This is a genomic window from Rhizobium sp. 3T7 (assembly GCF_020166565.1).
GTDB lineage: Bacteria > Pseudomonadota > Alphaproteobacteria > Rhizobiales > Rhizobiaceae > Rhizobium.
This window is the reverse complement of sequence record NZ_JAIQXS010000036.1, coordinates 17,080-33,198: the sequence shown is the minus strand read 5'-3', so window position 1 is coordinate 33,198 and position 16,119 is coordinate 17,080. Positions and strand designations below refer to the sequence as shown.

The window sequence follows — 16,119 nt, the reverse complement described above, 5'->3', positions numbered from 1 at the left end:
TGCAAAGGCCGCGGAGCCATAGGCATGGTCAATACGATAGATCGGGAAAACCCCATTCACGCATTAGGGCAACAGCTCTGCGCAACGTGGTTCTCTTGAAATATCTGAGTGGGATTGGGGCGGCATGTCTCGGCGTTCAGCCTCCCAAGGGAAACGGAAATGCAGCCACACTGGACGAGAGATGATCTGCGGCGGAAAACGGCGGTTCTTGCAGCTGATGATCGGGCGCAGCCAATACCTGCAAGCGGTTAGCCACGTATAGCGCGACATCGCCCTGCGACGACATAAGCATGGTCGCATTGTATGGGATGCGTCGCAGTTGTATCCTGTGGCCTGACAGGTGCAAACGACGCAGTGCATAGCCGGAGCAAAAGTCCGGTCGCGTGTTCCAACCCATGAATTAGCAGCTGCGGATCATGGAACTCATATTCGCCATCGGATTGATCATCTTCAAGGTTGCGTTGCTGATTGCGATGCTGCTGCTGCTGCCCTTGCCTCTAACCTGGCTGGAACGCAAGATCGCCGGACACATGCAGCAACGGATGGGCCCGATGCGCGTTGGGTGGCATGGGCTGTTGCAACCGTTGGCGGACGGAATCAAGCTTTTAACCAAAGAGGACCACATCCCGGCCGAGGCCGACCGCTTCCTGTTCAAGGTGGCTCCTATCCTGGCGCTCGCTCCGCCCTTTGTCGTCTTCGTCGCGATCCCTTTCGGCGAAACAGTCTCGGTCCTCGGCGCCGAGGTCACGCTCTACGTTTCCAATATGAATGTCGCGCTCCTTTTCGTCTTCGCGGTGATCGGGATCGAGGTGTATGGCGTTATCTTCGGCGGCTGGGCCGCTAACAGCAAATACGCGGTCCTGGGCAGCCTCAGGACCTGCGCGCAGATGATAAGCTACGAGATCCCAATGGGGTTCGCGGTGATCGGTGTCGTCATGTTGGCGCAATCCATGAGCCTGCTCGAGATCGTTCGAGCACAAGCCGATGTCTGGAACATCGTCTACCAACCGATCGGATTCTTCGTGTTCTTCGTCGCCGGACTGGCCGAAGCACAGCGCATTCCCTTCGACCTGGCCGAAGCCGAAGGCGATCTCGGCGCCGGGTTCCATACCGAGTACAGCGGCATCCGTTTTGCGTTCTTCATGGTCAGCGAATATGCCATCGTACTGCTGGTGTCGGTCCTGGCAGTAATCCTGTTCTTCGGCGGTTGGAACGGCGTACTGATCCCCTTGCCACCGCTCCTCTGGTTTGCGCTCAAGGTCGCGTTCTTCGTCTATTTGTTCATGTGGTTCCGCTTCACGTTTCCCCGCTACCGCTACGACCAGCTGATGGCGATCGGATGGAAAGTCTTGCTTCCTTTGTCGATGGCGAACATAATCATAACTGGTCTTGTTTTCTTTTAGGGGCCGCAGCGGCTCCGTAGTGGAGCGCCGATGTCGCGCGCACGGGACAGCATTGGAACATGGATCGGTTGGGCCTTCTTCGCCGATCTGGCGAGCGGCTTGGCTCTGACCTTTAGCTACATGTTCTCCAGATCCGTGACGATGCAGTATCCCGACAAGGAAAAATGGTTGCCCTACTCGCGTTACCGCGGGCATCATTTCTTAACGCGCGATGAAGAGGGCGAGATCAAGTGCGTGGCCTGCGAACTCTGCGCGCGAATTTGTCCCTGCGACTGCATCGAAGTCATCCCCTACGAGGACGAGAAGGGCAACCGTCACCCGGCAAAATTCGAGATCGATACGGCACGGTGTCTCTTCTGTGGCCTGTGCGAGGATGCCTGCCCGGCGGACGCGATCGCGCTTGGCCAGCAATACGAATTCTCGAGTTTTTCTTCGCGTGACTTGGTGATTGGACGGGACGATCTGCTCGGCAAGCCGGGCAAGGCTGTGACCGGCGGCGGCGTGGTCTCGGCGCGCCTGAACACTGAACAGGACGTTCTGGTCGAGACGAGCGAGCCACAAGGGTACAACTGGTGGCAGAATATCCGACGAACGTGAACGCGCGCCAGCCGTTAAGCCGAAGCGCGCAGACAGGAGGTTAAAATGCTTGTCTGCCAAATCTTGAAGACCAAGTCCCCCGAGATCGTCTCGGTCACACCGGACCACACAATGGTGGAGGTCCTGAGGTTGTTTCGCGAAAACAACATCGGCTTCGTTATTGTCGGCCGTTCCCCCGGGGAATGCTTGGGAACGGTGTCGGAGCGGGACTGCTGCAATGCAGTCGCTGAATACGGAATCAAAGCGCCGGTCATGCGCGTTGGCGATATCATGAACCGCCGTGTGGCGACCTGCTCGACAGACGATTTACTGCCTCTTGTCATGGCGATCATGACCGAGCGGCGCACGCGCCATGTGCTGGTCATGGATGGCGACAAGATAGCCGGCATTGTCAGCATCGGCGACGTGGTCAAGTACAGGCTCGACGAAGCCCTGCGCACGGAAGAGGACCTGTACAATTACATTTGCGGGACGGCTTATTACCACTGACGCCGGCCGCTTTAGCCTCAGCTTGGATTCTCCGGCTCTGCCCCGAACCCGGCGACGGTGGTGATCTCGAATGGTACGTGCACCTTTTTTACGTCCACCGGACAGGGATATTCGCCCCGCCGCATCAGGCTGTTGAGGCGAAGGGCTCTGTAGTTTTCGGGAATGAACACAAGTCCCCGGGGAAAATGCTTGTCGATCTTGAGCTTTGCCGTCAGTTCGTGCTGGGCGGATCGCACAACTACCTGATCGCCATCCGAAAGGCCAAGTTGCGCCGCGTCCCACGCACTCATCGCGACATAGGGGTCGTCGGCGACCGTGTTCAGGATTTCCGAGCGCTCGGAAAGATATCCATTGTGGAACAGGCAATTGCCAGTGACCAGCATGAGCCTGTCGGTTGCAATGGGCACAGCCGGTGGGGCGAAGAACCTGCCAGCAGGGAGCACGAGAGCCGCCTTGGTGAATGCTCCGTCGGCGCCAAGCCCGTCCTGCGTCAGGCCCTCATAGGCGGGAACCAGCTGGGCGATCTCGTCGAAAATCTCGGTTTGAACCGATGGTCGCAGCCGGAGCGCGTGGCTTTGAAGTGCTGCGACAAAGTCGAAGACCGCCAGATTGCCTCGGGCCTCGGCGACCGGCTCACGGAACTTGCGGACCTTCTGGGTCCGGCCTTCGTTGTTGGTGAAAGTGCCGGATTCCTCGCCGTAGCTCGCGGCGGGCAGCGCGACATCAGCGAGGCCCGCAGTATCCGTGAGAAATGCGTCCTGCACGATCAGCAGATCGGCGGCACGAAGCGCCCGCTGCACAAACTCCCGGTCGGGATAGGACATCAAGGGGTCGCTTCCAACGATATAGAGCGCGCCCATTCGTCCCCTGTCGCAGAGTTGCAGCATCCCGTCGAAATCCACGCCCGGTTCCGACGGGATCTCGGCGCCCCAGGCCCGTTCGAGAGTTGCGCGCGTGGCATTATCGGCGACCGCACGCAGTCCCGGCAGAGCGGCCGGTAGAACGCCCATATCCCAGGCGCCTAGCTGGTTGGCGCGATCGAAGAGAAACTGCATCGTCGGGCTCTTGCCCAGCAGGCGGAGAACCTGCAGCAGGTTGTTGAGCTGCTGCAGCGTCGCGCGCGCTGTTGGCGACCTCAGGAGGTCGGCGCTGACAAGCGCGGTGACCCTCCGGCCTTCCAGCAGCGTCGTGGCCAGACGGTACGTTGCGTCGCTGCCGGTGGCTGCCGCCGGCCCGCCAATTGTCGCTCCGATGTCAGCAAGAACGTCGTCCGGAAAGGCCTGACCAGCCGCCGTCACCAGACTGGCCACCGCTGCGGCAAGGCTCGCTGCCTCACAGCCCGGCAGAACGCGAACGACCGCCCGTGCATCGGCGTCCAAGCGGGACGGCCGCACCGAGAGCATGAGCAATCTCGTCTGCCGGCGGCGTGCAGCGTCGCGCAGGAGATACTCGGTGACCGGATTCTCCTCGGTCACGTTGCCGCCGACGACGAGCACGCAGTCGTTTCCAATGACGTCCTGAAGCGGCGCGCGGCTGAAAAAGCTAGTAACCAACGGACCGAGCACATCGAAAGGCGTGGACCAGCGCGACGAGCAGTCAATATTGTTTGTTCGGAACATCGTCCGCATCATTTTCTGGAATTGATAAAGCACCTCGTTGGGAAGGCGTGGTGAGGCAAGCCCGCCTGCAGCCCTTCCCTCAACCGCGGAAAGACGCTGTCGTAGGTAGTTCCCCGCTTCGTCCCAGGAAACCGGAACAAGGGCGCCATCACGGCGGACCATCGGCCCCCTGATCCTGTCCGGGCTCGTGACGAAATCGAGGCCAAAACGTCCCCGCACGCAGAGGGTTTCGCGGTTGAGACCCTCGTCCCACTTCGAGCGGACCCGCATGAACTCGCCCTTGCGTGTGCCGACCGTCAACTGGCAGCCGGTGCCGCAATGTGGGCAGACCGTGTCGGTCTCGGCCAGATCCCAGGGGCGGGCCTTGTAGCGATAGGGGAAGCTCATCAGCGCGCCGACCGGGCAGACCTCGACGCAATTGCCGCATTGGTCGCAACTTGCAAGACTACCCTCGAAGCCGGTCACGGCGGTATCCATGCCTTTTTCGACCGTGCCCAGGGCGACCGCGCCGACCACCTCTTCGCACATCCGCACGCAGCGTTGGCACTGGATACAGCGGTTGACGTTCATGATGATGACCGGGCTGAGGCGGATGTCCTCGGAGTGGAACACCCGTTTGGCATCACGAAACCGGCTTTCGCGCGGCCCGTATGCCATCACCTGGTTCTGAAGCTCGCACTCACCGCCTTTATCACATATCGGGCAGTCGAGCGGATGGTTGGCAAGCAGCATGTCGAGCATGGACGAGCGGGTTTCCTCGATCAGCGGCGTGTTGGTGCGCACCACCATGCCGTCGGTGACTGCGGTGGCGCAGGACGGCTGCAGCCTGCGCTGCCCCTCGATTTCGACCAGGCACATGCGGCACGAGGCGAGCGGCGGCAACCGCTTCATGTAACAGAAGGTCGGGATGTCGATGCCCAAACGCTCGGCGGCCTGCAGCACCGTGGAGCCAGCTTCCACTTCCAGCGTTTGTTCATTGATCGTGATGCGAACCATGGCTTCCTCGCGGTCTACTCCCCACGCACCTCAGTGAAACGGGCACCTCCGCTCCTCGATATGGGCGACGAACTCATCGCGGAAATGCTTGAGCGCGGCCCGCAGCCCCATAGCCGCACCATCGCCCAGAGCGCAGAACGTATTGCCGAAAATGCCTTTGCAGAGCGCGTCCAGCTGTTCCAGATCGCCCGGCTCCCCCTGCCCCGCCTCGACCCGGCGCAACACTTTCACGACCCAGTTCAGCCCCTCGCGGCAAGGCGTGCATTTGCCGCAGGACTCGTGGTGGAAGAACTCGATGATCCGGGTGGCGACCTTGACCATGCAGGTCGAGTCGTCGATCACGATCACGCCAGCCGAGCCGAGCATCGAACCGGCGGCCGCAAGCGAGTCGAAATCCATCCCCACATCAAGCCCGCTCTCGGGGATGACCGGCGCCGAGACACCGCCTGGGATAACCGCCTTGATCCTGCGTCCGGGCAAGGGACCGCCCGCGTTGTTCTCGACCAGCTCCCGCAGCGGTATGCCCATCGGCAATTCATAGAGACCCGGTTTGCGCACTTGTCCGCTGAGGCAATAGAGCTTCGGGCCGGGGCTCTTGTCCGGGCCGATCTCCCGAAACCACCTCGAGCCCCGCATCACGATATGCGGCACGCAAGCGAGCGTCTCGACGTTGTTGATGACCGTCGGGCTGGCGTAGAGCCCCTCGACCGCCGGAAACGGCGGTTTCAGGCGGGGCTGCGCCCGCTTGCCCTCGAGCGAGTCGAGCATCGCTGTCTCTTCGCCGCAGATATAGGCGCCCGCGCCGCAATGGATGTGCACGGCGAAATCGAAATCGGAGCCCAGGATACTCTGCCCCAAGTAACCCCTTTGGTGAGCCTCGGCGATCGCCTGCTCGAGGCGACGGATCGCCGTCATATACTCTCCGCGGATGTAGACATAGGCGGTCTTGGCGCCGATCGCGTAGGCACTTACCGCCAGCCCCTCGATGAGCTGGTGCGGGTCGCGCTCCATGATGATCCGGTCCTTGAAGGTGCCGGGCTCGCCTTCGTCGGCATTGCAGCACAGATATTTCGGCTTGTCGCCCCGCTTCGGCACGAAGCTCCATTTCATGCCCGTCGGGAAACCGGCACCGCCGCGACCGCGCAGGTTTGATTCCTTGACGAGGTCGATGACCTCATCGGGGGTGTGCTCGCGCAGCACCTTCTTCAGCGCCTGGTAGCCGCCGCCGGCCTCATAGGTCGGCAGCAAATGACCATCCGGCACGTCGATATTCTTGAGGAGAACCGGCTCGAACATGGCGCTACTCCCCCGGCTGTTGCGCAGAGGCGTGCTCAACGCTTGCTGCCCGCGTTGCTATTACCCGAAGACTGTCCAGGAGTGCGTTTACCCGCGCGACATCCAGATGGCCGTGGTAATCGTCGCCGACTTGCATTACCGGAGCCATCTCGCAGGCGCCGAGGCATTCCACCGTCGAAAGCGTGAACAGCCCATCCGGGGTGGTCTCACCCTTCTTGATCGCCAGGACCGCTTCCAGGTGCTTCAGCAGGTCCTCCGATCCGCACAGCATGCAGGAAACGTTGTCGCAGAGTTGCACGTGGAATAGGCCCACCGGCTCGGTATGGAAGAGCGTGTAGAAGGTCGCCAGCTCGTAAACCCACATCCGCTCGACGCCGAGGATGTCGGCGACCTCCTCCAGCACCGGCCCGGGCAGATAACCATGTTCCTTCTGCGCGATCAGAAGCGCGGGCATGATTGCCGAGCGCTGGTTCGTATACCGCGCCGCCGCCGCTTTTATCTTTTCGCGCATGCTCATCGTGTCCTAATCCCCTGTTACTTGTCCACCTCCGCCATCACCGGATCGAGGCTGCCCAGCACGGCGATCATATCCGCCAGGTAGCGTGCGTTGGTGACCCCGAAGAGGGCCTGAAGGTTGACGAACGACGGTGCTCGCACCTTCATGCGGAACGGTTTCGGCGATCCGTCGCTGATGATGTAGAACCCCAACTCACCCTTTGGCGCCTCGATCGCCGAATAGACCTCGCCTTTCGGTACCTTGAAGCCATAGGCCGACAGGTCGAAATGCTGGATCAAAGCCTCCATCGAGCAATGCACCCGCTCCTTGTCCACCGGGAACGCGATCGTCGGCATGTCGATCTGGAACGGTCCTTCGGGCATCTGGTCGATGCATTGTTCGATGATCGCGATGCTTTCGCGCATCTCATCGACGCGGCACCGCCAGCGCGCGTAGCAATCGCCCTCGTTGCGGGTGATGACGTTGAACGCGAGCCGGTCATAAATCTCGTAGGGCTCGTCGCGGCGGATATCCCAATCGACACCGGAGGCACGCAGGTTCGGGCCACTGAGACCCAGATCGATTGCGTCTTCGCCGGAGATCACGCCGATCCCCTTCGTGCGCTTGAGGAACACCCTGTTATCCTCGAGCAATCGCTCATAGTCGCGGATCCGGTTCGGGAAGATGTCGCAGAACTCCCTGATCTTGGGAAAGAAGCCGTCAGGCAGATCCTCGCGCACTCCGCCAACCCTGCAGAAGGACGTGTGCATTCTTGCACCGCTGATCATCTCCAGCAGGTCCATGATCATTTCGCGCTCGCGCATGACGTAAAGCAGCGCGGTGATTGCACCCAGATCCATTGGCAGCGCGCCGGTGATCAAGAGATGACCGGAGATCCGCGCCAGTTCGGCCATCATGACGCGTATGTACTGCGCCCGGACCGGTGCTTCTATGCCGAGGAGCTTCTCCACTGCCAGCGCGAAGGCCAGGTTGTTCGACGGCGGGCAGAGATAATCGAGCCGGTCGGTCAGCGGGAATATCTGGGTGTAGGTGAAACTCTCGGCGAGTTTTTCTGTGCCGCGGTGGAGGTAACCGATATGCGGGTCCACGCGGCCGACATACTCGCCGTCAAGTTCGAGGACGAGCCGAAGAACCCCGTGAGTGCTGGGGTGCTGCGGGCCGAGGTTGAGAAGCACGTCCCTGGTGGTGAGCGCTTCGCCTTGCGGCCTGCTGAGCTCTGTGACTTCGGTCATCTCAATTTTCCGGCGTAGAACGGCCTCCTTGCGGGATTTCCCTGGTGGCGATGTCGGGCCGTGTCGGAGGCGGACCTTCGGCCCCGAAGGGGTTCAGCTTGTCCTTGTAGCCCCTTAAGGGGAAATCCTTGCGCTGGGGAAAGCCCTCAAAGCCTTCCCACATGTAGATCCGGCGCAGGTCGGGATGGCCTTCGAACTTGATGCCATACATGTCCCAGGCCTCGCGCTCGTGCCAATTGGCAGTGCGCCAGACCCCGGTCACCGACGGGACGCGAGGCGGATCACCAAGCCGGCACTTGATGCGAACCCGCCATTTGTTCGGCAGCGAATAGAGGTGGTACACCGCCTCATAGCGTGGCAACTCCGGGTAATGATCGACCCCACAGATGTCAGACAGGAAATTGAACCGGAGCGCCGGATGGTCTTTCAGAAATCGGCAGAACTCAACGATCTTTTCGGGTGGAACGGCAAAGGCGTAGATGCCGTGCACGGCGCCGAGGTCCTCGATTGCTGCTTTGAAATGCTCCATGATCAGAGCGCGATTGAAAGACGGCTCCACGCTCATGAGGTTGCAACCCGATCCAGAGGCGTTCCGGCTAGCGCGCGGGATCTCTTGATCTTCTCCTGAAGCAGCAGGAAGCCGTGCATCAGCGCCTCGGGCCGCGGCGGACAGCCTGGCACATGCACGTCGACGGGCACGAAGGTTTCCGACCCCTGCACCACGGCATAGGTGTTGTAGACCCCCCCTGAGATCGCGCAGGTGCCCATTGCGATCACCCAGCGCGGCTCCGGCATCTGGTCATAGAGCCGGCGCACGACGGGTGCGAACTTCCGGGTCACGGTGCCGGCGATGATCATCACGTCGGACTGGCGCGGCGAAGGCCGGAAGACCACGCCGAACCGATCGAGATCATAGCGCGCGCATCCTGCCGAGATCATCTCGATGGCGCAGCAGGCAATACCGAAGGTCTCGGGCCACAGCGCGGATTTTCGGCTCCAGTTGATGATGCTCTCGGCCGTGGTGAACAGCACGCTGTCGCGGATCGTATTGTTTACGCCTCCCATTCCAGCGCTCCCTTCAGCCAGGCGTAGGCGAAACCCACGATAAGCAGCAACATGAAGACGAACATCTCGACATAACCGACCAGACCTATGTCTTTCAGGACGACAGCCCAGGGAAAGAGGAACATCGTCTCGACGTCGAAGACCACCAGCAGGATCGCCAGCACAAAGAATTGCACCCTGAAACGGCCCCCGGCGGCTTCGCCCGCCGGGTCCACGCCGCACTCATAGGGCATGTTCTTCTCGGGATAGGGATTGGACGGCCGCAGCAACGAGGAGACGAATAGCGTCGCCCCCGTCACCAGAACAATTCCGGCAACCATGACAAGAACCGGCAGGAACTCCATTGCAGCCATAGTCATATCGCATTGCCCCGGTCACCCACCTGGAGCTTTCTTCAGGCCGCCGCCGGCCCCATCCGGAACCGGTAGTGCGGTCGCTCCGGGAAGCGACTTTGGCAATCCTTTCTTGAATTATCAGTGTATTCCGTCGGGTGGATCATTGCAAATTCAATAGATCAGCCGCCAAACACCGAATGCTGAGCAAGCCTCAGAAACCACGCTGGAAACAGGCCAATGCCGATGGTGCCGGCGGCGGTGAAGGCCAGCGTGGCGCGCACCATTGGCGTCAGCGCCGGGACGAACATCTTCTCCGGCTCGCGCATGTAGATCACCATGACGATGCGGATATAAAAGTAGGCGGCGACGACGCTCAGCAGCACCGCGATCACCGCCAGCATGACGAAACCTCGCTCGACCAGCGCGACCAGCACGTAGAACTTGGCGAAAAACCCGGCCGTCGGTGGAATGCCGGCCAGCGAGAACAGATAGAGCAGCATCACGAGCGCCAGCCCGGGATGCGATTTGGCGAGACCCGCATAGTCTTCGATAACCTCGCCGGAGAAATCGCCGTTCCGCATCATGATGATCGTGCCGAAAATGCCGAGATTCATGAAAGCGTAGATCAGCAAGTAAAGCATCACGCTGGCGATCCCGTCCGCACCGCCGGCCGCCACGCCGAAAAGGGCGAACCCAGCATGGGCAATGCTGGAATAGGCCAGGAGGCGCTTGAAATTGTCCTGCACCAGCGCCACGAAACTGCCGAGCGCCATCGTCACCACTGCAATGACCGCGACGATGATCCAAACATCCGAGGCTGCGACCAGCGGGTTGAGGAACACCCGCAGGATCACCGCGAACCCTGCCGCCTTGGGCCCCACCGACATGAAGGCGGTGATCGTGGTTGGCGCGCCTTCATAGACGTCCGGCACCCACATATGGAACGGCACCGCGCCGACTTTGAAAACCAGCCCCGCGACAATGAAGACCACCGCCAGCAGCAATCCGGGATCGAGCGGATCGCCGGTCACCGCCGCAGCCATGCCGTCGAGTTGTGTCGTGCCGGTGAGCCCGTAAACCAGCGAAACGCCGTAAAGGAAGATCCCGGTCGAGACCGCGCCGAGGATCACATACTTCAGCGCCGCTTCGTTCGATCGCCGCTCCCGTCGCAGGAAGCCGGTCAGCACATAGGTGCAGAGCACCATCAACTCCAGGCCCACATAGATCGACATGAGATCGGTCGCCGAGGCCATGATCATCATTCCCGAAAGCGCGAAGAGCAGCAGGACATAGTATTCGCTGCTGCCTATCCCTTCGATATCCGCATATTTTCGGGAAAGGAGGAATGTCAGGACGGTAGCGATGTAGAACACGAACTTGAAGAAGACCGCAAAACGGTCGGCGATGAACATGCCGGTGTAGGCCGGCCGTACCTCGCTCGCCAGCATGAGTGTCGCCGAGGCGGCTATCAGCACAATGGCGACGGAGGCCCAGACAAGGAAGTGCTCTTGCCTCTTTTGCACGAATTGCCCCAGGATCAGCAGGATGCAAGCTCCAATGATCACCACGATTTCGGGCAGGCTCGCCACGATCGACTGGAAAAGCGCGGTGGCGGTCATTGGCCGCTCCCCTCGCCGTGTACGTGCGTCAGCAGATGCTGGACCGACGCGTCAATGATGTTGAGAAAAGGCTTTGGATAGAACCCCACCCAGAGCACGAAGACGGCCAGCGGCAGGGTCGCAGCGACCTCGCGGGCATTTACGTCACGTATCTTGAACCGCGCGCCGACGCTGGCCGGACCGAGCGCGACTTTCCCATACATGCCGAGCAGATAGGCCGCGCCCAGTAGGGCACCCAAAATGGCCGCCGCGCCGACGGCCAGGTTGGCGGCAAACCCACCCGCCAGCACGAGCAACTCGCCCACGAACGAATTCGTTCCCGGCAGCGCCATCGATGACAGGATGAACAAGGCAAAAAACACGCTATAAACCGGCGCCACCTTCATCAGCCCGCCATAATCGGCGATGCTGCGGGTGTGGGTCCGCTCGTAGATCAGGCCGACGAACAAAAAAAGGGCGCCCGTCGTTACGCCGTGATTGAACATTTGCAGGATGGCGCCCTCGAGCCCTCGCAGGTTCAGCGCGAAAATCCCCATCGTCACGAAGCCCATGTGGCTGATGCTGGAATAGGCCACCAGCTTCTTGAGGTCGTCCTGTGCCAGCGCAAGCAACCCGCCATAGACGATTGCAAGCGCCGAAAGCGCCAGCATCAGCGTCGAATAATACAACGACGCCTCCGGCAGCATCGGCAGCGAGAACCGCAAGAATCCGTAGGCGCCCATTTTCAGGAGCACTCCGGCAAGAATAATGCTGCCTGCCGTTGGCGCCTGCACATGGGCGTCCGGCAGCCAGGTATGGACCGGGACCATAGGCACCTTGACTGCGAAGGCGACAAGGAAGGCGAAGAACAGCCACGACTGGACCCCGAACGGCAAATCGTGCGCTGTCAGGGCGAGGATGTCGAAAGTCTTGCCGCCGTTGAAGTAGAGCACGATGACGCCGATCAGGAACAGGACGCTGCCCGCCAGCGTATAGAGGAAGAACTTGAAAGCCGCGTAGATCCGGCCGTCGCCGCCCCAGACGCCGATGATCAAGTACATCGGGATCAGCATCGCCTCCCAGAAGACATAGAACAAGAACAGGTCGAGCGCTGAGAACACCCCCAGCATCAGCGCCTGCATGACCAGCAGACTGACCATGAACTCCTTCACCTTGCGGTCGATCGCGACCCACGAGGCGAGCACGCAAACCGCCCCCAGCAGCGCCGTCAGGAACACGAAAAGCGCGCTGATCCCATCGACACCGAGCGCAAAGGTAATGCCGAGTGCCGGCACCCACGGCCGCACCTCGGTGAACTGCATTTTGTGGGTCGACGTGTCGAAACCGGCCAGCATGGCGATGCAGAAAGCGAGGTCGAGGACGGTGACAGCCAGCGCCGTCCACCGCACCGCACCGTCGCTGCGTAGAAACATCAGGACCGCCGCCCCGACAGCGGGCGTGAATACGATGAGGCTCAGGAGCGGTAACCCCATGGATCCCCCTACCGCCACGCTACGGCGAAGACGATGGTGGCTGCGATGACACCGACAATCATGGCCAGCGCGTAATGGGTAACGACACCCGTCTGTAGCCGCCGCAGCGTCCCGCCGCCGCGCAGGATCGATTGGGCGACGCCATTCACGATGGCGTCTACGCCGATGAGATCGATCCGCAGTCCCGCCCGCGCTGCGCCATATAGGAAGGGCAATGCCGCGGTCTCGGACACGTCGCTCACCGCCTTCTCGTAGCGCGCCAGCGGCTTTTCGGCGAGCCACATGAACAGCCGCGCCCCCTTGCGATAGAACCAGTCGGTGTCGAGGCTGATCGTCTTCTCGGGGTCGAGGGCCTTGAGGAACAGCACGAACCCGAAGGCGGTGAACATCAGCAGGCCGAGGCTCTCCGTGACGTGACTGCCCGTATAGGGTTCGAAGTCCACCTGATAGGGAAGAAGCGCATAAAGCGGCTGCGGGAATACGCCGATCGCAACGCAGAGGACCGCCGCCATGCTCATCGCAACCAGCATGTTGCGCGGCGGCTCCCGCGCCTGAAGCTTCCGGTCTGTGCCAAAAAACATGTAATACGGGAGCTTGAGCCCGGTATGCAGAAACGTCCCCGACGAGGCCATCGTCAACGCCAGTACCACCAGCGCGCGATGATCCTGTCCGGCAGCGGCAATCACCATCGACTTGGTGACAAAGCCCGAGAAGAATGGAAAGGCCGAGATCGCGAAGGCGCCGACCATGTAGAGCGCCACCGTCAGCGGCATGGTCTTGTAGAGCCCGCCAAGCTCGGTGAGCTTGCGCTGCCCGGTGACGTAGATGACCGCCCCGGCCCCCATGAAGAGGAGCGCCTTGTAAAGGATATGCGCGAAAGCGTGGCTTGTGGCACCGTTCACCGCCATCTCGGTCCCGATCCCGATGCCGGCCACCATGTAGCCGACCTGGCTGACGATGTGATAGGCGAGCAGCCGCCGACAGTCGTTTTCCAGCACCGCGTAGATGACACCGTAGAGCGCCATCGCGGTACCGAGCCAGACCAGAAGCTCGGTCCCGGGAAACGCGCGCGCCAACACATAGACGGCGGTCTTGGTCGTGAAGGCGCTCATGAATACCGCCCCGGTGACGGTCGCCTCTGGGTAAGCGTCGGTCAGCCAGGCGTTGAGGGGTGGTACCGCGGCGTTAAGAAGGAACCCGGCAAGGATCAGGTAGGCGCCGGCGCCCATCCCCGCCTCGATCGGTCCGAAGAGCAGCGATCCTGTCGAGGCTCCATGGAGAACGATGCCCCCAAGCAACACGACGCCGCCAGTGACATGGACCATGATATACCGGAACCCGGCATTGATCGCCTGTCGACCGCCCTGGGCGAAGACCAGATAGGCAGAAGCAAAGGCCATGGTTTCCCAGAACAGGTAGAGCGTCAGGTAGTCGCCGGCAAACACCACGCCGAGCGCGCCGCCGACGTAGGCGAAGGCAGCGACATGCTGACCGGGACGAGGCAAGTGCAGCGCGTAAACTGTTCCGATTAGAGCCATGATAGTGAAAACGGTGGCGAAGACGATGCTCAGCTTGTCGACCTTGGCGACCAGGATTTCCTGCCCGAGGAAGTGCGCCGCTCCATAACTGCCCGGCTGGACCGTCACCACTGCAAGGATCGCCAGCGCCGGGATCAGCAGCAGATAGACCTTCCGGATCGATCCGGTGAGGAAAGGGATCGGCAGGGCGCCAAGAATGAACAGCAGGGCCGGATGAGCGAAGTCAATCATAATAGTCCTCGCGCCGCATGAGTCCGCCCTGATGGCCAAGGAACTTGGAAACGAAGATCAGCAGAACGCAGGATAAGAAGCCATAGAAGGCCGACCAGCCCGGCAGGCGGTCCCACAGATAAACCGCGTGTTCGCGGGGGACCAGAAAGTCGGTGATGACGATCAGAACGAGCACCAGATAGAACAGCCGGCGCCGCTGGTTGGCGTATTCTTCGTCACCAAAGAAATCGACCACGCGCTTGATCATCTGACAACTCCTTCCGCCAGGGCGAGGAAATAGTTGGGGAAGATACCCATCGACACCGACAGGATGGCAGTTGCCACCAGCGGGATCGTCATCATCGGGATTTCACGGACCGTTGCCGGGCTCTTCTCGGCCTCCGTCTTGAAAAAGGCGAGATAGGTCACCGGCAGGAAATAGGCGGCATTGAGAACCGAACTCACCAGGAGCACAATCAGGAACGCGACGTCCCCCGCCTGCATCGAGCCCAGCGTCAGATACCACTTGCTGACGAAGCCCGCGGTCGGCGGCACCCCGATCATGCTCAGCGAGCCGACGAAGAACGCGCCCATCGTCCAGGGCAGCCTGCGGCCGATACCGGCCATGTCGCTGATGTTCCGCTTGCCGGACGCGCAATAGATCGACCCGGCGCAAAAAAAGAGGGTGATTTTGGAGAAGGCGTGAGCCGCAATGTGGATGATTCCGCCGACCATAGCGACCGGCGAGAGCAAAACCGCGCCCAGCACGATATAAGAGAGCTGGCTGACCGTCGAATAGGCGAGCCTCGCCTTCAGGTCGTCGCGCGTCAGGGCGTAGACGGACGCCATCAGGATCGTGAACGAGACCAGATAGGCCGTGGCGATGCCAAGGTGCTGACTGTCCATCAGCCCTGTGCCGAAGACATGGAACACCACTCGCAGCACGCAGAACACACCCATCTTGACCACGGCCACCGCATGCAGGAGCGCGCTGACCGGTGTCGGCGCCACCATCGCCGCCGGCAGCCAGGCGTGCATCGGCATCACGGCGGCCTTGGCAAAGCCGAAGAGATAGCAGAAGTAGACGACCGTCAGCAGCGGCGCCGAGGCATTGACGCCCGCCAACAATCCGCCTGCCCTGAAATCGAGCGACCCCACAATGGAGTAGGTCAGCGCCAGCGCGGCGAGAAGCGCGCTTTTCGAGGCGCCCATCAAATAGACAAGGTACTTGCGGCTGCCCGTCCACGCCTCTTCGTCCTCGTGGTGGTAAACGAGCGGATAGGTCACGAGGCTGAGCATCTCGTAGAAGATCACCAGCGTGAACAGGTTGGCGGCGAAGGCGCCGCCCACGGCCGCTGCGAGACTGGTGGCAAAGCAGGCGAAGAACCGGGTCTGCGCGTGTTCGTTCAAGTGCCGCATGTAGCCGATGGAATAGATCGCCGCCGCGATCCACAGCAGCGAAGAAACGGTGGCAAACACCATACCAAGCGCATCGACCCGGAAAGCGAAGTCAATCCCCGGCAGGATCTCGAACAGGCGCAAGTCGATCGTCCCGCCCGAAAGCACCGTCGGCGCCATCGAGGCGACAATCGCGAACATGGCGATAGCGGCCAATGGCGAGACGAGATCGCGGAGTCGTTCGCGGTTGTTCAGGAGGAGAATCGCAAGGGCCGCCAGACCTGCGACGGCAACGGCAAGCAGCGGCCGGATCGATATCACCGGGTCCAAACC

At 61.3% G+C, this 16,119-nt stretch carries 15 protein-coding genes; 3 read left to right on the top strand and 12 right to left on the bottom strand.

What is annotated here, in order from left to right; all coding sequences use genetic code 11:
• Positions 1 to 416 precede the first annotated feature (416 nt).
• Genes nuoH through K9B32_RS28075 form a run of 3 tightly spaced genes read left to right on the top strand, consistent with a single transcriptional unit; the run spans position 417 to position 2,489 of the window.
• The gene (nuoH, locus tag K9B32_RS28085; protein ID WP_224568457.1) at positions 417 to 1,403 is read left to right on the top strand and encodes an NADH-quinone oxidoreductase subunit NuoH; all 987 of its coding nucleotides are present in this window, start codon (positions 417 to 419) and stop codon (positions 1,401 to 1,403) included.
• Between the two features lie 30 nt (positions 1,404 to 1,433).
• Positions 1,434 to 2,000 (top strand): NADH-quinone oxidoreductase subunit I, encoded by a 567-nt coding sequence (locus K9B32_RS28080; protein WP_224568456.1) that lies wholly within the window; start codon positions 1,434 to 1,436, stop codon positions 1,998 to 2,000.
• A 45-nt stretch (positions 2,001 to 2,045) separates the two neighbouring features.
• The gene (locus K9B32_RS28075; protein ID WP_224568454.1) at positions 2,046 to 2,489 is read left to right on the top strand and encodes a CBS domain-containing protein; all 444 of its coding nucleotides are present in this window, start codon (positions 2,046 to 2,048) and stop codon (positions 2,487 to 2,489) included.
• A gap of 17 nt (positions 2,490 to 2,506) precedes the next feature.
• Here the strand turns inward: K9B32_RS28075 and nuoG are convergent, their stop codons facing one another.
• From nuoG to K9B32_RS28015, 12 genes are all read right to left on the bottom strand, one after another.
• Positions 2,507 to 5,104: an NADH-quinone oxidoreductase subunit NuoG gene (gene nuoG / locus K9B32_RS28070; RefSeq protein ID WP_224568452.1), complete on the bottom strand. Its 2,598-nt coding sequence runs from the start codon at positions 5,102 to 5,104 to the stop codon at positions 2,507 to 2,509.
• Positions 5,105 to 5,134: 30 nt separating this feature from the next.
• Positions 5,135 to 6,400, bottom strand: coding sequence for an NADH-quinone oxidoreductase subunit NuoF (gene nuoF, locus K9B32_RS28065; RefSeq protein ID WP_224568451.1), 1,266 nt, complete (start codon positions 6,398 to 6,400; stop codon positions 5,135 to 5,137).
• A gap of 4 nt (positions 6,401 to 6,404) precedes the next feature.
• Positions 6,405 to 6,917 (bottom strand): NADH-quinone oxidoreductase subunit NuoE, encoded by a 513-nt coding sequence (nuoE, locus tag K9B32_RS28060; protein WP_224568449.1) that lies wholly within the window; start codon positions 6,915 to 6,917, stop codon positions 6,405 to 6,407.
• A gap of 17 nt (positions 6,918 to 6,934) precedes the next feature.
• On the bottom strand, positions 6,935 to 8,149 hold the full coding sequence (gene nuoD, locus K9B32_RS28055) for an NADH dehydrogenase (quinone) subunit D (protein WP_224568446.1): 1,215 nt from the start codon (positions 8,147 to 8,149) through the stop codon (positions 6,935 to 6,937).
• Position 8,150: 1 nt separating this feature from the next.
• Positions 8,151 to 8,714 carry an NADH-quinone oxidoreductase subunit C gene (locus tag K9B32_RS28050; protein ID WP_224568444.1) on the bottom strand — a complete coding sequence of 188 codons (564 nt, stop codon included), beginning with the start codon at positions 8,712 to 8,714 and terminating at the stop codon, positions 8,151 to 8,153.
• A complete protein-coding gene (locus tag K9B32_RS28045) occupies positions 8,711 to 9,214 on the bottom strand; it encodes a NuoB/complex I 20 kDa subunit family protein (protein WP_224568442.1) in 504 nt (167 codons plus the stop codon). Before K9B32_RS28045 ends, K9B32_RS28050 begins: the two co-directional genes overlap by 4 nt.
• The gene (locus K9B32_RS28040; protein ID WP_224568463.1) at positions 9,202 to 9,567 is read right to left on the bottom strand and encodes an NADH-quinone oxidoreductase subunit A; all 366 of its coding nucleotides are present in this window, start codon (positions 9,565 to 9,567) and stop codon (positions 9,202 to 9,204) included. Before K9B32_RS28040 ends, K9B32_RS28045 begins: the two co-directional genes overlap by 13 nt.
• A gap of 161 nt (positions 9,568 to 9,728) precedes the next feature.
• Positions 9,729 to 11,168: an NADH-quinone oxidoreductase subunit N gene (locus K9B32_RS28035; protein ID WP_224568440.1), complete on the bottom strand. Its 1,440-nt coding sequence runs from the start codon at positions 11,166 to 11,168 to the stop codon at positions 9,729 to 9,731.
• Positions 11,165 to 12,640, bottom strand: a complete 1,476-nt coding sequence (locus K9B32_RS28030; RefSeq protein WP_224568438.1) for an NADH-quinone oxidoreductase subunit M — start codon at positions 12,638 to 12,640, stop codon at positions 11,165 to 11,167. Before K9B32_RS28030 ends, K9B32_RS28035 begins: the two co-directional genes overlap by 4 nt.
• An 8-nt stretch (positions 12,641 to 12,648) precedes the next feature.
• Complete coding sequence (locus K9B32_RS28025; protein ID WP_224568436.1) at positions 12,649 to 14,409, bottom strand: Na(+)/H(+) antiporter subunit D; 1,761 nt, start codon at positions 14,407 to 14,409, stop codon at positions 12,649 to 12,651.
• Positions 14,402 to 14,656, bottom strand: coding sequence for a hypothetical protein (locus K9B32_RS28020; RefSeq protein WP_224568434.1), 255 nt, complete (start codon positions 14,654 to 14,656; stop codon positions 14,402 to 14,404). Before K9B32_RS28020 ends, K9B32_RS28025 begins: the two co-directional genes overlap by 8 nt.
• A complete protein-coding gene (locus K9B32_RS28015; RefSeq protein WP_224568423.1) occupies positions 14,653 to 16,116 on the bottom strand; it encodes a monovalent cation/H+ antiporter subunit D family protein in 1,464 nt (487 codons plus the stop codon). The genes K9B32_RS28020 and K9B32_RS28015 overlap by 4 nt, the downstream gene beginning before the upstream one ends.
• Between the last annotated feature and the right edge of the window lie 3 nt (positions 16,117 to 16,119).

Bases quoted from the DNA above. Each gene is read 5' to 3' on its own strand.
- nuoH (WP_224568457.1), top strand. From the start codon at position 417: ATGGAACTCATATTCGCCATCGGATTGATCATCTTCAAGGTTGCGTTG.
- K9B32_RS28080 (WP_224568456.1), top strand. From the start codon at position 1,434: ATGTCGCGCGCACGGGACAGCATTGGAACATGGATCGGTTGGGCCTTC.
- K9B32_RS28075 (WP_224568454.1), top strand. From the start codon at position 2,046: ATGCTTGTCTGCCAAATCTTGAAGACCAAGTCCCCCGAGATCGTCTCG.
- nuoG (WP_224568452.1), bottom strand. From the start codon at position 5,104: ATGGTTCGCATCACGATCAATGAACAAACGCTGGAAGTGGAAGCTGGC.
- nuoF (WP_224568451.1), bottom strand. From the start codon at position 6,400: ATGTTCGAGCCGGTTCTCCTCAAGAATATCGACGTGCCGGATGGTCAT.
- nuoE (WP_224568449.1), bottom strand. From the start codon at position 6,917: ATGAGCATGCGCGAAAAGATAAAAGCGGCGGCGGCGCGGTATACGAAC.
- nuoD (WP_224568446.1), bottom strand. From the start codon at position 8,149: ATGACCGAAGTCACAGAGCTCAGCAGGCCGCAAGGCGAAGCGCTCACC.
- K9B32_RS28050 (WP_224568444.1), bottom strand. From the start codon at position 8,714: ATGAGCGTGGAGCCGTCTTTCAATCGCGCTCTGATCATGGAGCATTTC.
- K9B32_RS28045 (WP_224568442.1), bottom strand. From the start codon at position 9,214: ATGGGAGGCGTAAACAATACGATCCGCGACAGCGTGCTGTTCACCACG.
- K9B32_RS28040 (WP_224568463.1), bottom strand. From the start codon at position 9,567: ATGGCTGCAATGGAGTTCCTGCCGGTTCTTGTCATGGTTGCCGGAATT.
- K9B32_RS28035 (WP_224568440.1), bottom strand. From the start codon at position 11,168: ATGACCGCCACCGCGCTTTTCCAGTCGATCGTGGCGAGCCTGCCCGAA.
- K9B32_RS28030 (WP_224568438.1), bottom strand. From the start codon at position 12,640: ATGGGGTTACCGCTCCTGAGCCTCATCGTATTCACGCCCGCTGTCGGG.
- K9B32_RS28025 (WP_224568436.1), bottom strand. From the start codon at position 14,409: ATGATTGACTTCGCTCATCCGGCCCTGCTGTTCATTCTTGGCGCCCTG.
- K9B32_RS28020 (WP_224568434.1), bottom strand. From the start codon at position 14,656: ATGATCAAGCGCGTGGTCGATTTCTTTGGTGACGAAGAATACGCCAAC.